11 protein-coding genes are annotated in these 15,669 nt (G+C 35.7%); 3 read left to right on the top strand and 8 right to left on the bottom strand.

Going from position 1 to position 15,669, the window contains the following annotated elements; all coding sequences use genetic code 11:
- The first annotated feature begins 217 nt into the window (after window positions 1-217).
- The 3 genes from G0028_RS01750 (at window position 218) to G0028_RS01740 (ending at window position 6,123) form a co-directional block, all read left to right on the top strand.
- Window positions 218-1,381 (top strand): efflux RND transporter periplasmic adaptor subunit, encoded by a 1,164-nt coding sequence (locus tag G0028_RS01750; RefSeq protein WP_038346572.1) that lies wholly within the window; start codon window positions 218-220, stop codon window positions 1,379-1,381.
- Window positions 1,378-4,482: a multidrug efflux RND transporter permease subunit gene (locus G0028_RS01745; protein WP_269465455.1), complete on the top strand. Its 3,105-nt coding sequence runs from the start codon at window positions 1,378-1,380 to the stop codon at window positions 4,480-4,482. Before G0028_RS01750 ends, G0028_RS01745 begins: the two co-directional genes overlap by 4 nt.
- Window positions 4,483-4,608: 126 nt before the next feature.
- Window positions 4,609-6,123, top strand: coding sequence for an MFS transporter (locus G0028_RS01740; RefSeq protein ID WP_020752726.1), 1,515 nt, complete (start codon window positions 4,609-4,611; stop codon window positions 6,121-6,123).
- 103 nt (window positions 6,124-6,226) lie between these two features.
- Here the strand turns inward: G0028_RS01740 and adeS are convergent, their stop codons facing one another.
- The 8 genes from adeS to G0028_RS01700 all read right to left on the bottom strand — a co-directional run bounded on the left by adeS (window position 6,227) and on the right by G0028_RS01700 (window position 15,603).
- On the bottom strand, window positions 6,227-7,342 hold the full coding sequence (gene adeS, locus G0028_RS01735) for a two-component sensor histidine kinase AdeS (RefSeq protein WP_020752725.1): 1,116 nt from the start codon (window positions 7,340-7,342) through the stop codon (window positions 6,227-6,229).
- Entirely contained in the window at window positions 7,332-8,060 is a 729-nt protein-coding gene (gene adeR / locus G0028_RS01730; protein WP_020752724.1) for an efflux system response regulator transcription factor AdeR, read from the bottom strand. Before adeR ends, adeS begins: the two co-directional genes overlap by 11 nt.
- 123 nt (window positions 8,061-8,183) lie before the next feature.
- A complete protein-coding gene (locus tag G0028_RS01725) occupies window positions 8,184-9,440 on the bottom strand; it encodes a hypothetical protein (protein WP_020752723.1) in 1,257 nt (418 codons plus the stop codon).
- A 71-nt stretch (window positions 9,441-9,511) separates the two neighbouring features.
- Window positions 9,512-10,951 (bottom strand): hypothetical protein, encoded by a 1,440-nt coding sequence (locus G0028_RS01720; protein WP_020752722.1) that lies wholly within the window; start codon window positions 10,949-10,951, stop codon window positions 9,512-9,514.
- The gene (locus G0028_RS01715; protein WP_020752721.1) at window positions 10,938-12,044 is read right to left on the bottom strand and encodes a TniQ family protein; all 1,107 of its coding nucleotides are present in this window, start codon (window positions 12,042-12,044) and stop codon (window positions 10,938-10,940) included. Before G0028_RS01715 ends, G0028_RS01720 begins: the two co-directional genes overlap by 14 nt.
- 18 nt (window positions 12,045-12,062) lie before the next feature.
- Window positions 12,063-12,983: a TniB family NTP-binding protein gene (locus G0028_RS01710; RefSeq protein ID WP_020752720.1), complete on the bottom strand. Its 921-nt coding sequence runs from the start codon at window positions 12,981-12,983 to the stop codon at window positions 12,063-12,065.
- A 4-nt stretch (window positions 12,984-12,987) separates the two neighbouring features.
- On the bottom strand, window positions 12,988-14,892 hold the full coding sequence (locus G0028_RS01705) for a Mu transposase C-terminal domain-containing protein (RefSeq protein ID WP_020752719.1): 1,905 nt from the start codon (window positions 14,890-14,892) through the stop codon (window positions 12,988-12,990).
- A complete protein-coding gene (locus G0028_RS01700; RefSeq protein WP_038346575.1) occupies window positions 14,893-15,603 on the bottom strand; it encodes a TnsA endonuclease N-terminal domain-containing protein in 711 nt (236 codons plus the stop codon).
- Window positions 15,604-15,669 lie beyond the last annotated feature (66 nt).

Below are 15,669 nucleotides of genomic sequence, written 5' to 3'. Positions count from 1 at the left end.
TTCTAACAGGTTTCTCAATCAACCAATATTAATAAAGTTATTATAAAATAATAATTTAGCTTAACAAAATCAAGTGTTTATTATTAATAATAGTTTCAGCCAGATTAAAATTACTTCCCATTTAACAGTTTTCTCCACACAATCTCCACATAACATTAGCAATTCATAAACACTGCTATTTCAAAATAGTAGCATCTAAAACTCTCTCTGAAAAAACATGCAAACATGTCATCATTTAATAAGTTCAATACTTATTACAACTGTACTTTTGATCGGCTGTACACAATCCAAAGATGCTGAACAGTCCGCAGCAGAAATGCCGCCGGTGGTGGTCAGTACCATCACTGTATTACCGCAATCTATGAATGTAATTGAAAATCTTCCCGGCCGTGTTACAGCTTACCGGATTGCTGAAATTCGTCCGCAAGTAGGTGGAATTGTTGATAAAGTGCTTTTTAAACAAGGCTCTTATGTGCAAGCAGGTCAACCACTTTTTAAATTAAATTCTGAAATCTTTCAGGCAGATGTAAAAAGCAATCAAGCTACTTTAAACCGTGCACAAGCTGAGGTGACACGTTTGCAGGTGCTGTTAAAACGCTACACTGAATTGGTAAAAGTAAATGCGGTTAGTCAGCAGGAATACAACAATACGGAAGCAGATTATAAAAAAGCAAAAGCCGATGTGGCGCAAATGCAAGCTATGTTAAGTAGACAGCAGCTCAATCTTAAATATGCCACTGTCACAGCACCCATCTCAGGAACGATTGGTGAAATCTTAGTGACTGAAGGTGCATTGGTTGGTCAAGGCGATAGCAATGCGATGGCCGTAATACAACAGATTAATAAAGTCTACGTCGATGTAAAGCAATCAATTAGTGATTATGAAAAGCTACAGGAAGCTTTGCAGCAAGGTGACGTGTCAAACATCAAACATACGGTTGAAATCCTGAATAGTCAGGGTAAACCTTATAATGTCACAGGTGAAATCCTATTTTCAGATACTAAAGTTGATCCTGACACGGGTGATGTCACGATTCGTATTCTAGTCAATAATCAAAATCAAAAACTTTTGCCAGGCATGTATGTTCGAGTCAATATGAGCCGAGCTCAAGTTGAAAATGCGCTGTTAGTACCTGAACAAGCGATTCAACATGATATTAGTGGTAAAGCCAATGTTACGATTGTTAATCAAAAAGGTTTAGCGCAAAGCAAGCCTATTCAGCTTGGTCAACGTTATCAAAATAGCTATGTAGTAACACAAGGATTACAAGCAGGCGAAAAAGTTATTGTTGAAGGCGCTGATCGTATACAGCCTGAGCAAAAACTAAAAATTAAGCAGTGGCAACCTACAAATACTCAGGAAAGTGGAGGCAAGAAATAATGTCTCAATTTTTCATTAAGCGTCCTGTTTTTGCATGGGTGATCGCTTTATTTATTATTTTGTTAGGTGTACTCAGTATTCCCAAGTTACCTATTGCAAGATTTCCGAGTGTTGCGCCACCACAGATCAGTATTACTGCAATCTATCCAGGTGCTACCCCAAAGACACTGAATGATAGTGTTGTGACATTGATTGAGCGGGAAATGTCAGGTGTCAAGAACTTACTGTATTACAGTTCAAGTTCGGATAGTTCTGGAACAGCAACAATCACCGCAACCTTTAAACCAGGCACAGATGTAGAACTGGCACAAGTTGATGTACAAAACAAAATTAAAGCCATTGAGTCGCGCCTACCCCAAACAGTTCGACAACAGGGGCTGATGGTTGATGCTGCATCATCTGGTTTTTTAATGATGGTGGGGTTGAGTTCACCAAATGGCAAATATAGTGAAATTGATGTCAGTGACTATATGACTCGCTATGTAATTGAAGAATTAAAACGGGTCGAAGGTGTTGGTAAAGTCCAAAACTTTGGTGCTGAGAAAGCCATGCGAATTTGGGTCGATCCAGACCGCTTGGTCTCTTATGGATTGAGTATTCAAGATGTGAATACAGCCATCCAAAACCAAAACTTGCCGATATCACCGGGTCGTATTGGTGATGTTCCTGCGTTGAAGGGGCAACAAATCACCATTCCTTTGACTGCTCAAGGTCAATTAGAAACTGTAGAGCAATTCAAGAACATTAGTTTACGTGCTCAACAAAATGGTGCCATTGTTCGATTATCGGATGTTGCTCGTGTCGAAATTGGTGCGCAAATGTATAACTTTGCGATTTTAGAAAATGGTAAAGCCTCTACAGCTGTGGCGATACAAATGAGTCCTGGTGCCAATGCTGTTAAGACTGCAGAGGGTGTAAAAGCAAAAATTGAACAATTAAGTCTAGCATTGCCTGATGGTATGAAATTCTCTATACCTTACGACACTGCACCTTTTGTAAAAGTTTCGATTGAAAAAGTAATCATGACATTGCTTGAAGCTATGGCTTTAGTTTTTATTGTCATGTTTATTTTCTTACATAATGTTCGATACACCTTAATTCCAGCGATCGTTGCACCGATTGCATTGCTTGGCACATTTTCAGTCATGCTACTTGCAGGTTTTTCGATTAATGTGCTGACCATGTTCGGCATGGTGCTTGCGATTGGGATTATTGTCGATGATGCGATTGTGGTCATTGAGAATGTTGAACGAATTATGGCGACAGAAAGTTTATCTCCAGTTGAAGCCACATCTAAAGCCATGAAGGAAATTACCAATCCGATTATTGGTATTACCTTAGTGTTAGCCGCTGTATTCTTGCCGATGGCATTGGCGTCAGGCTCGGTGGGGATTATCTATCGCCAATTCACCATTACCATGTCAGTTTCCATTTTATTCTCAGCTTTCCTTGCATTGACATTAACCCCTGCGTTATGTGCAACAATGTTAAAACCGATTGATCAAGACCATCAGAAAAAAGGTGTTTTTGCATGGTTTGATCGCAGTTTTGAGAAGCTGAACAATCGCTACGAACGTAGTTTATTTAAAGTAATTAAACATAAAACCCTCGCAATGTTATGTTTCTTAGGCATTGTCATTGTGCTGATTTTTAGTTTTAAACACGTTCCGACTGCGTTTATGCCAGAAGAAGATCAGGGGTGGTTTATGACTTCAATTCAGCTTCCTGCGGATGCAACTCAAGAACGTACCCGTAAAGTCGTTGCTGAGTTTCAAAATCATTTAGACCAAGAAACGGGTATTAAAGACAATATGGCAGTCTTAGGTTTTGGTTTTAGTGGTTCTGGTCAGAATACAGCGATGTATTTTACTAATCTATTGCCATTCGAAGAGCGTACTATTACGGCACAAGAAGTCGTGAATAATGCAAATATAGCGATGGCTGAAAGTTCAGAAGGTCAAACCATGTCTGTGTTACCACCAGCCATTGATGAATTAGGTAACTCATCTGGTTTTTCACTGAGATTATTAGATCGTGGCAATATTGGCATGCCTGCTTTAAGAGAAGCGCAAGATCAGCTTTTAGCATTAGCAGCACAAAGTAAAATCGTGGCGGAGGTCTATCCTGAAGGTTTGCCAGATGGCAGTTCTGTACAGCTTAAAATTGATAGAGATAAATTGCAGGCATTAGGTGTTAATTTCAGTGATGTGACCGATATTATTTCAACCTCAATGGGTTCGATGTACATCAATGACTTTCCAAATCAAGACCGCATGCAGCAAGTCATAGTGCAGCTTGATTCCAAATCACGCATGAGTATTGAAGATATTCTTCAGATTAAAGTGAACAGTCAAAGCGGTAAATTGGTTTCAATGTCTGAAATAATTACACCCATTTGGCAACATTCACCACAACAATACAATCGTTACAACGGTCGTCCATCATTGAGTATTTCTGGCAGTCCAGCAGCAGGTGTATCTTCAGGACAAGCCATGACTGAGATGGAAAATTTGATTAAACAGCTTCCGAAAGGTGTGGGTTATGAGTGGACTGGGATTTCTCTAGAAGAAAAACAGTCGGAATCACAAACCTTGTTTTTATTACTGTTGTCGATGTTAGTCGTTTTCCTTGTCTTGGCAGCACTTTATGAAAGCTGGTCAATTCCATTCTCTGTGATGCTAGTTGTCCCTCTAGGGTTGATTGGCGCCTTTTTAGCAGTAATGTTACGTGGTATGCCAAATGATATTTTCTTTAAGGTCGGCATGATCACGATTATTGGTCTATCTGCAAAGAATGCCATTTTGATTGTTGAGTTTGCAAAAGCATTAAGAGAAGAAGGAATGGGTTTAGTGGAGGCAACCGTTGCAGCCGCTAAATTGCGCTTACGTCCAATCCTAATGACATCTTTGGCATTTACCTGTGGCGTTATTCCTTTAGTCATTGCCAGTGGCGCTAGTTCTGAAACTCAAAAAGCGATTGGTACAGGCGTCTTTGGCGGCATGATCAGCGCAACAATTCTAGCTGTTATTTTTGTACCGATTTTCTTTATTGTCGTCATGAGCATGGTTGAGAAATTCTCGAAACGTAAAGCGGCACATTAAGCATCAAAACTGAGAATAAAAGCTAAATATAAAAGCTGTGGGTTAACGAGTTTAGCCCACAACAAATCTTTCATTTACATCTTTATTTCAGAATTGATTTAATAAACCATCAATATAGGTTTGATCATGAAAGCTACGAATCTTGATCCGAAACGCTGGTGGATATTGCTCGCTGTCGTGCTTGCATTTCTGCCGATTGTGATTGATATGACTGTACTGCATGTTGCGGTTCCATCATTAACCCAATCATTGAGTGCCTCAAGCAACCAAGTCTTATGGATTATTGATATTTATCCATTACTTATGGCTGGACTTTTAGTTCCGATGGGAACTTTGGCTGATCGTGTCGGCAATCGTAAGATTCTGCTGATTGGCTTGGTTATATTTGGAATTGCCTCAGTCCTTGCGGCATTTTCCCAAACGGCTTCTATGCTGATTGCCGCACGTGCTTTATTAGCATTAGGCGGTGCCATGATTATGCCCTGTGTATTGGGTATTATTCGCAGAACCTTCGAAGACAGTCGCGAACGTGCCATTGCGCTGGGTATTTGGGGCACAATCGGATCAGCCGGTGCCGCCATTGGACCGCTCATTGGTGGTGGATTGTTAGAATATTTCTGGTGGGGTTCAGTTTTCCTCATTAATGTCCCAATCATGTTAGTTGTCGCCCCAATGTGCTATTTCTTATTATCCAAAAATGAAGCTGTAACCTCTGGACATTGGGCATTTGGTCAGGCGCTATTGCTAATTTTCGGTTTGGTTTCATTTGTATATGCGCTCAAAGCAGGCTTAGGCGGTAAACAGTCGTTGTTAATTGTCCTTCCTTTAGTCATTTTTTCTATTGGATTATTAACCATATTTGTACGCAAACAGCTGAATTCTCCTCAACCGATGCTAGATCTTTCACTATTTTCACGCCCTGCTATTTTAGCAGGCATTATTATGGCAATGGTTGCTGCAGGCGCTTTGGCAGGTGTGGAATTAACCTTAGCGATGGAGCTGCAATATGTCATTCGTTTAACACCACTACAAGCTGGTCTTTTTATGGTTCCGATTATGGTTGCTGCTGCTATTGGTGGGCCTATTGCTGGATTTTTATCTAATAAATTCGGACTGCGTCTAGTTGCAACATTTTCATTAATATTGGCAGCAATTGCGTTGATCAGTTTGAGTTATTCAGATTTTCATCATCCGGGAATTATTGTTCCCTTTATTTTAGCTTCAATTGGACTCACTCTAAGTATCGGTTTAACAGCTTCATCCATTGCGATCATGGGCTCAGTACCTGCAGAAAAGGGCGGTGCGGCAGGTTCACTTGAAAGTACAGGTTATGAACTGGGTACAGGACTAGGTATTACTTTATTTGGTGTTTTCATGGCCTATATATTTGGCAGTCATCTTCAAGTGCCGTCAGATTTAACTGCTGTTTTAGCAGAAAAAGCCAGACTATCGATTGGTGATACCTATTTAGTGGCGAGCCAGTTACCCGTTGAACAAGGTACAGCATTGATTAACGCAGGTAAAATTGCCTTCAGTTCAGCTCATGTTAATTTATTATTAACAGCAGGGATTATCATCGGCATACTCTCCATTGTGGTATTTTTTATGCTAGCGAAATATCGAGATGAGAATTCATTGTGATGAAATTTATTTGAGGATCATCAAACAGAATGGTTAAGTTCAGACATCAATTTATCTTAAATTTATGGTTTAAATGAAGCCGTATTGATCTGAACTTAACACATTATAAATGAGTTGATGTCTTACGATTTATACGATTTAGTTGAATAGTAAAACAGCTGCCACCTAAGTTTTTGGATTTAGAATAATAAATATGACCTTGGTGTGCTTCAATAATTGCATCAATCACTGCCAAGCCTAATCCAGTACCGCCATCTAGACGTGATCTAGAGTCTTCCAGACGATAGAATGGCTTGAACAGATGTGCAAGATGCGATTCATCAATACCAGGACCTTCATCTTCAAACATTAATAGCCAATGTTCTGCTGTGGCCATCGTTGTAATATTGATTTGTCCAGCATTCGAATATCTTAGAAAATTAGAAAATAATGCAATAAAGACTTGTTCCATCCTTCTTATATCAACGCAAACCAATTTATCCGTCAAATTTAAAATAATAGTTAAACCTTTAACCTGAAACCGTTCATTAAACATCTGCAGACATTTTTCAATACTATCTTTTAAATTGGTCTTTTCTAGTTCTAAACGTAATTGTTTATTTTCAATAAGTGTCAGTGTCCGTAAATCTTCCACAAGGTAAGATAAGCCTTCGACTTGGTTCAATAAGCTTAGGTGTAAAGCTTGATCGGCAATAAATATACCATCGACAATACCTTGCAAGCGACCTTGTAATATTGTCACAGGTGTTCGTAATTCATGTGCAATTGCAGCATTCCAAACAGTTGAATTCTTAACTGATACTTCAAGTTGGTTTGCCATTTCATTGAAGTTCTCAATAAGGGACTTGATTTCATGTGGAATATCATGATGTGGCTGTTTAATTCTGAGTGCTAAATTACCTTGTTGAATTTGTTGAATAACATCTGCTAAATCACTAATTGGCTGTGTATAGCGTTTTCCATATTTAAAGGCGAGGATAGTAGAAAGAAAAAAGCCTGTTAATAGCACTAAAAACAGCCAGATAAAGTCAACAAAGGTAACTGAAAATTCATTTGAATTAATAACTTGCGTATTTAGAAAACCTATTTTTATCGCCCAGCTATAAACAAAATAGCCAATCATGAAAGATAACAGCGTAATGCCTAAATTGAGTAGGCTCATCATGATAATAAACTGGAAGTTAATTCCAACTGAATTTTTAAAAAAGTTAAATTTCATGATTTTGATCTAAGCGATACCCCACGCCACGGACATTGATTAATAAACCATTTACATAATTTTCTTCAAGTTTTTTGCGTAATTTGCTGATATGGCTATCTACAGTGCGATCTAAAGCATCACTTTCAGGCATACAGTTTTGGATCAATTCATTACGTGTAAAGACTTTATTTGGTGTTTTTGCCATCAAAACCAGTATCTTATACTCAGTTAACGTAAGGTTGAGCAGCTGATTTCTTTGACCATTTGAAATGTAAACTTGATGATGATCTGGATTAATTTCAATATTTTTATAACGAATAATATTAGTTATTTCCGTATTTTGGCTTGTACTTCGTCTAAGTACGGCTTGTATTCGCGCAATCACTTCATTTGGGTTAAATGGTTTAATAATAAAATCATCAGCACCCATTTTTAGCCCCATGATCTTATTCACTTGATCATCTAAGGCAGTCAGCATAATGACAGGTAAATGACTTGTTTGACGGATGATTTGTAGAATTTCCCAGCCATTTAGTTTGGGTAATTTAATATCAAGGAGAATCAGGTCTATAGAGTTGGCTTTTAAGCACTCTAAAGCTTGTTGTCCATCCAATGCACGGATGACCTTCATGTTTTCATTTTTTATGTATTTTTCAAGAATGTCACCAATATCATAATCATCTTCTACAACGAGAATTACGCTATTTTCAAAGCTATGTTGTAAGTTCTGATACATACAAGTTATTCGGATAAAATCTTGGTAAGTAAATAGTTTAACAGTTTGAATTGTAAATTTCAGAATAACTGAATTCTACTTCTGCTTACCCAATACATTGAGAAAAATGTACCTGAGCTTCAATTACTCACTAGGTTTCTCATCTTTTTTCTTCTGAATCAAATCCCATATAGAGAAATCAGGCTTAGCTTTATCAGAATGTTCCGCAGGGTTAACTTTAAATGCTTCAAGATTGATTTCTAAAAGTTTTAATTTAAGCTCCTCTGAACCAGTAACTCCTAACTTTTCAAGCTCTTGAATTTCTGTTTTGTACCGTTCATAAGATTTAGCCAATGCTTCTTTATGAGAATATTCTTGCTCTAATTTAGAAAAACGATTTAAATTTATATTCGCAATTGTTGCAATCCAAATCAAAGGTGCGTTGATCAATAATTTGAATAAGAATGTATCCCACTTCATATTCAAAAAATCTGATTTATCAAACAAATAAAAATTAAATCCAAAAATTGCTAATACAACTAATACAAATACAATAATACTGATGAATTGTCCTTTTTTGGCTTCTTGTCCTTTTACAACAAAACCACCTGCAAGCCCTGCTTCACTTGATAATCCAATAACTGATTTTGCTCGCTCCTCAACATTTTTTAAATTTTCTAACCTTTTATCCAAATCTTCACTTAATGCAGTAATGTTTTTTTCTTCATTACCATAAATTTTGTCATAAAAATTTTGGACTCTCGATAACTGAAAATTTATCTGCTCATTTTTACTTTTATTATCAGGATCATCAGAAATAAATAAATCGTCATAGTATGCAACTAACTCATTAATTTTTCTTTCGTATTCTTTAACTTTCGTTTCACCATTATCATTTAGTTCATCAAACAATTTGTCATATTGATCTAAAATTTTATCAATTACATAATTTACTCGATCAACTTTAGAAGTATCCTCACCATTTCGATCAAATAATTGACTATAAGCTGTGTGAATTTTTTCGGACTCAACTTCCAAAATATCTAGATTATCTTCATTGGTTACTTCTAATATACGAGAATAAATAGAACTACCATTTTCATCATTAGCTAAAACAGATTGAATTTTTTCAATAGCAATTAGAGACTCATCTAATTTGGCTTTTAGTTGAGATAACTCATTCGTTTTATTAATTAAACTTTGTTGGTGAGCTTTAATCTTATCTAATTCACCTTGTAAAAGTGAACTAACAGTATGCCGATTATCTGTTAAATCTCTTAAGTCAGACCTCAAAGAATACATGGATGATAAATGATCATTTAAAGCCCTAAGTTGTGCTAATCCTTCACGTAGTTTTTTTTCATCACTTTCTTTCAGACCAAGCAAATCCTTTAAGCCCATTTTTTTCTCTTAATTAATGAATTATCAAAATATTAAACTAAATTATATATCGAAGTATTGAAACTTTAGACTTACTTTTTAAAAGATGGATCAATGTTCTTAGGCAACCAATAATTTTGGTTATTGTACAAAACATTATAGCCATCTTTTATTTCAACGATCATTTCCAACTTGATCTTCAATGAATCCTGATAACTCATCTCATGGAATAGTTGTAAGCCATTTTTCACCCATACCATGACATTGAAATCAGTATTTGGGCTGAGCATCGAGATCAATTCTTTTTCCAATTTCCGCTTACTTGCTTCTTTTATGAAGTTAGAATGCTTTAAGGAAATATAATCAATATCCGTATCATATTGATCGTTTAAGAAATTAATAAACCCTGTTAATGCAGCAGCCTGACCTGAATACTCATTTAAATAAGCTTTTACTTTTGCCAAATCTGGCAGTAATTGCTTATCCTGAATAGATAACATCAATGCAACAGCAGGCTTCATTGCAAGCCTTACAGATCGAGCAGATGTTTTTCCTTGATGCATTTTTTCATCGAGCTTTTGCTTATAAGCAAATACAACATCAAAAGCCAATGAGGGCTGCGGTAACTGATCAATCAACTTATTGGCTTGATCTATCTCAGAACATTCATTTTTATTTATAGTTGAGATTTTTACCCCATGCATTTGATCGAGCCACTGTGTTACTAATTCAAACTTTCTAAGTCCACTCGTCCGTAAAGTCAACAATAATTGGTCTGCATCAGGAATATTACTCTCCCATAACATTTCTGTTTTAATAAAAAAATGAGTATGTTTATTCAAATACAAAGCTGCTTGATGTGCTCCAACTAAATCGACCAACCAAAGCACGTAGTTTTCATATTGTTTTTTTAAAAAAGATGACTCGAACAAATAAATATTTTGATGGAACTTTGACCATAGATTTTTAATCCAGTAGCAATCATCACATAGATCACCGCATCCTGCTGAGATCATCGTTTTACATTCAATACAAGGTTTATTCGGTTGAGTTATACATTTTTTACAAACTTTATTTCCTTTTTCATCTAACTCTAACAAGCGATATTTATGACATGAAGGACATGTTTCATAATCCCTTGTTGAACATTTCGGACAAACTCTGAGGTCATCATTAAAGCGTGATATTTTCGTTAATTTTTGCGATTGAACATTGCATCGCTCACATCGTTCAACCTCTCTAAAATAAACAGAACAACTATTACAAACGACCCCATACTCTGTAAGCGTTCCTATCGGTCTGTTAACTTGATTGCATCTTATACAAGGTTGTTTTTTAATACATTCATTACAGATCGCTTGATCATCATTTTTAGGTAATCGAGCAGATAACCCACATTTTGGGCAAAGACATTTTTTAAAAATTCGAGCATAACAAGTTGAGCAATATTTTTTCCCTTTATATCTTTTTTTTAGTTGGGTAACTGATTTTTCACACCCATTACATAACTGCTCAATATTAATCTCCGCCAAGCTTATGACTCCGTTTCTTTCTTGATTTTCTTAACAAATTAAGCCACTTACGTTGCACGGTTTTTTTTGCTTTTGGTTTTCCATTATGAGAACTCACACGTTGTAAAGCATATACTCTTATAGGCTTGATCATTGCTGATTTCATTTGTTGAAGTTGAATCGGTAGTTTTTTACGCTTATCCCAAAAATTTGCACTACTAATCCCGTACTCATAAGAGCGGTCAATAATCAACTCACATGGGATTTTCATAATTTCATTCAAGATGGAAAGCAAAATTATACGTTCGTTTGTATTTAAATATTCGAAAGCAATTGGTGTGAAAGGAGTTATGGTATTTAAATTTATACCAAAGCTCTTAAACATTTCAATAAGTTGAATATTATCTGTATCTACAAGTAATCTGATTTCACTTATCCATGCACGAGCAATCGCAAACCATTCGGTAGCTGAAATATTTTGATTATTATATAAACCTGAGCCTTGTTTTAAAACGTTATCTGCATTTTTTTGAAAATCTAAAATTTGAATATTGCTAGGTTGTGGCTGATATAAAGTCAAATTAAAATGGCATGAGAAACATACTGCTAATGATCCATGCTCTAAATCTATTTTAAATGGCTGAATGACTACACCGCAATTCGGACAATGATCAATTAAATTTATTTGATGTTTTTCACAACAACAATGCCACCCCATTCGCCACATTAACCGTAAATAAGCTGATCTACCATCACTTTCAAAACATTGAGTACACACCTGCCGACCTGAAAAATTTGATCTACTACGCTGACCTAAACTTAAAACCCATCCACTATTTGAACTCTTAACTAGATAGGGAGCCACATTAGTTAGCATTGTTTTCAAAATTTTTTGTTTATCATCAAAAGAATGTACAAATAATAATTCAAGCCGATCTTCCGTCATACCTCGATCAAGATCAATCGTTAATGCTCTCCATCTACCCCACAATGCTTCTATAAGTGTTAAAGGGGAACATCCCATGTCTAAGGCTGAACGAATGAGCCATGATGATAATACTTCACCTTGTTCAATGGGGGTATGTATAAACCAATTTTGAGCATAATTAGGCATATTACACCCTCAATAATACTAAATAGAATTAAGCTGAATAGTGCGAATATTACGAGCACCCTCTGTTGGTTTAAGCCACTTGAATTTTTTAACAATTTCGAGGGTAATTTCTTCTTTACCAGTCAATATTGCTTCTTTTGCACATTCCACCAATAAACGATTTAAATCACCAAAATTACCACCTGAAATTTCATAGAGTAAGGTCGCAATTTCTTGTGATGCCAAGTTTGATAATTTTTTTAGGGGAAGTAAGCGAACATAACTTAAAAGAAGTCTTAAAAAATCCGCATCCAATTTCCATAAAGGCAAATCTATAATTTCAAAGCGACTGGCATACTGAGTATCCGTATGAAGAATAAGAGATGCATCACGAGTACCAACACCAATGATATTCATACTAAGTTCATTGCTTAGCGTTTTAAGTGTATTCATCACTTCTTGCCGTTGCCTAGCACTCCCACTTAAACAATTATGCAACTCATCAATAATTAACATTTTGGTTTCATATTTACGCAGTAGATGGGTTGCTTGATACCTTAATTTGCTTTCAGGATCAGTGACACGAAAAGGGACAAAAAAATGATCTAAGATATTAATATATAAATCTTTTACATTTGCCCTAGCAGGGGCTTGAATAGGAATGACTGGTTTAGTCAATGACATAAGCTGCATGTCCATATCATCAACTCTCTTAGTATAGTATTCTTTTGCAAACTCATGAATAATCTTAGTTTTTCCCATATTTGAATCACCAACAATTAAAAGACATTCTGGTCTTAATTTTCTAGGTCGTTTCAAAATATCAGTCAGTGTATTCAAAACTGCAATTGCTTTCTGATAACCAATCCACCGATCCTCATAAAGAATATTAATTCTTTCAGCATCACTAAGAATCATAGTGTCAAGGACATGCTCAGCAAGGTAATCATATTGTTTCATGGTCTTACCTCAAATCGTCAAAAGCAGTTAAATTTTGATCCCATAAACTATTTTGTGACTTTGGAGCATCTACATTTGTATGGATAACTGAATTATTTTTATTTTCATGGTGTAGTGCAGCAACTATCTTACCATTCTCTTTTTTTCTTTGATTCATTCGGCGTTGCTTTTTAGTTAAAGTCACGGCTTGATCTACTTTTTCACGGAGATAAATAATTGCTCTGTAAATAGCATCTTGATCAACTGTATCTAATCGCTCACTCTTAAGATATGCTTGGACTTGTCTATATTCATGCAATCCGATTGATGGAATTTCACGTTTGGCTGTAGGTACTTTAAAATATGTATTTGTATTCGGTTCATAAAACCAAATCATTGAAATATCACGAGGATCTCTTTTAAAAATAAACTTTCTTTTACGCTTTTTCTCATCGTCAGTTGGATCAATCGCATTGATCCAAGGTCTTAAACAATCAGCAAAATAAAAAAGTTTATCTTTTTTTACGCCCGTTCTTTGAATGGTTGATTCAAATTCAGGGGCGAAATCCAAAAATAGTGTTGCTTCATCCGCAACCCTTTCTTTTAAACCAGTACCAACTTTAAATTTTGTTCCCCAAATACCCTCTTCCCACATTTGTTGTGGCGGAATTTCAAGTATTGAATGCTTGCTTTTATGATAAACATTTACAATCCAATAGACGATGTAATGTTCTAATTCACGAAGTGTTAAACAAGCATTCTTAGCGGAATCATAAGTTCCTTTTTCAAAAATATTAGATTTAGTCGTTCCATCTAAAACATGCATTTCAAGATTTACGATTCCAAGTAAACGCTCAATATGCCCACCATATTTTGCACCACCAATAGGTCGATACTCCCAATTAATATCGTACTTTAGACATGCTTTATGCAGATGGTTTGTTCTAAAATCAGAACCATTATCAGAATGGACTGAATCCATAATACCTTCGATATCCCACTCACCATCCACATCTAACTCAAGCAGTTTTCTTTTCTTTGAAATAATGGCTGATGAAATACACATTGCTACCGATGTTGCACTTGGAGCTTCTAAAGAAAGGTAATAACCAACAATCATTCTACTAAAAACATCAATTGCTAATGTCAAATATGCCTTGCCTATTGTTTCACGGTATTGTTCATCAACGATTTCTATATCTAAAGGAGTGTGATCAATCTGCACATACGCCAAAGGATAGTCTGCATTCGGAAAAGTCCCTGCTGATGCTTCATACTTATCTTTAGCAGCCTTTTTTCCGTATCTTGCCTTAGTCACTTCATAGCCATTAAGGGCTTCAATTCTATAGCGAATCGTATTGTCATGAGGTGGTTCAATTTTTCTTTTGAAGCACTCAAGCTTCACTTCCAAAATTGTTTTGGCAACACTTGGCTTTAAACTTGTTAAATACTTAGTATGGATCGCTTGTTGAATAATATGATTTAATTCAGGCGACAACCTTGTTTTTTCTGTTGTCCAACCACGTTTTTTTGGGACTAAAGCTAAGATAGACTTGTTTTCTCGGTAAGCTTTAAGCCATTTCCAAATAGTATTTACATGAAGATTATGTTCACTTGCAGTCTTCTTAACCGCCTCAACTGTGGAATAGTCAATGAGTTCCCTAATAATTTCATAATGATCTAAAGCGATTTGCCATGACTCAGCAGAAATATCCTCACCTTGGTTAAGCTTAGAATTATCTTCACTTAAAACAGATAATTCCCTTATGCTCACTTGTAAACTTCGAGCAGATTCCAAATTTGCAATCACGACATCTTTTGCATTTAAAATATTGATAATTTTATATTTATTACCTTTATAACCAACAATTGCATTTGGTTTAATAACTAGGCGTTTTCTATCAATCTTTACTGAATCATCCTGTATCATTTAAATAACTCCTTGTGCTTTAGAGCCATCATTTACCCAAATAACAGTTTCAGTAGTAAAAGGGTTATATAGATCGCAAGCAAGTATATTTTTTGAAATTAAAACCCATATTTGGCGAATAGCCTTTAATACATTTTTTTCATCTTTAAAAATATAAGCAGGCAATTGATTAACTGTTGAAAAGCCTAGTTTTAATAAAGTTTCAATTAATACTCTCTGATCTACCTCATCAACATGAGAACGTCTGAATCTTTTTAAAAAATTGATATTTTCCCAATATTGATCATACAAACGAGACTCATCAATAATTTTGAATTTCCATGCCTTTTCAGAAGCTAAAGCATAAGCTGCCCTAAATTTTGGTCTAAGGGTATTCCAATCTTCCTTTAATTTTTTTCTAGGCTTAATTTCAATCAATAATGGTGCAGGAAAGAAATCAATATCATTATAAATTGCACTTGAAAATTGCACCAAATAATCAGGGGTATATACCGATTCATTTCCTAATTCAGTTATATAAGGAATAGAAATAGGCTGTTCAACCACATCAATAACATTACTGTTATATTCTTGCTTAAAAAGAAAATCACGCTCCAAAGTGGATTCAAACCAAATCGTTTTTTCTCCCCTAAAAGAGTAATTCCCCGAAATACTTCCGTAAACGGTTTGGGCTTTTCTAACGGGACTATATTCATCACTTATTCTTTTCATATCAGACCTCAAGAGTAATCTACTAGCCCCTATTATTGTAGTTTTGTAATCTACTAGCCCTTATTA

It is taken from the genome of Acinetobacter piscicola, assembly GCF_015218165.1.
Classification (GTDB): Bacteria; Pseudomonadota; Gammaproteobacteria; order Pseudomonadales; family Moraxellaceae; genus Acinetobacter; species Acinetobacter piscicola_A.
The sequence above is the reverse complement of the archived record's forward strand: the minus strand, read 5'-3'. Positions and strand labels throughout refer to the sequence as shown.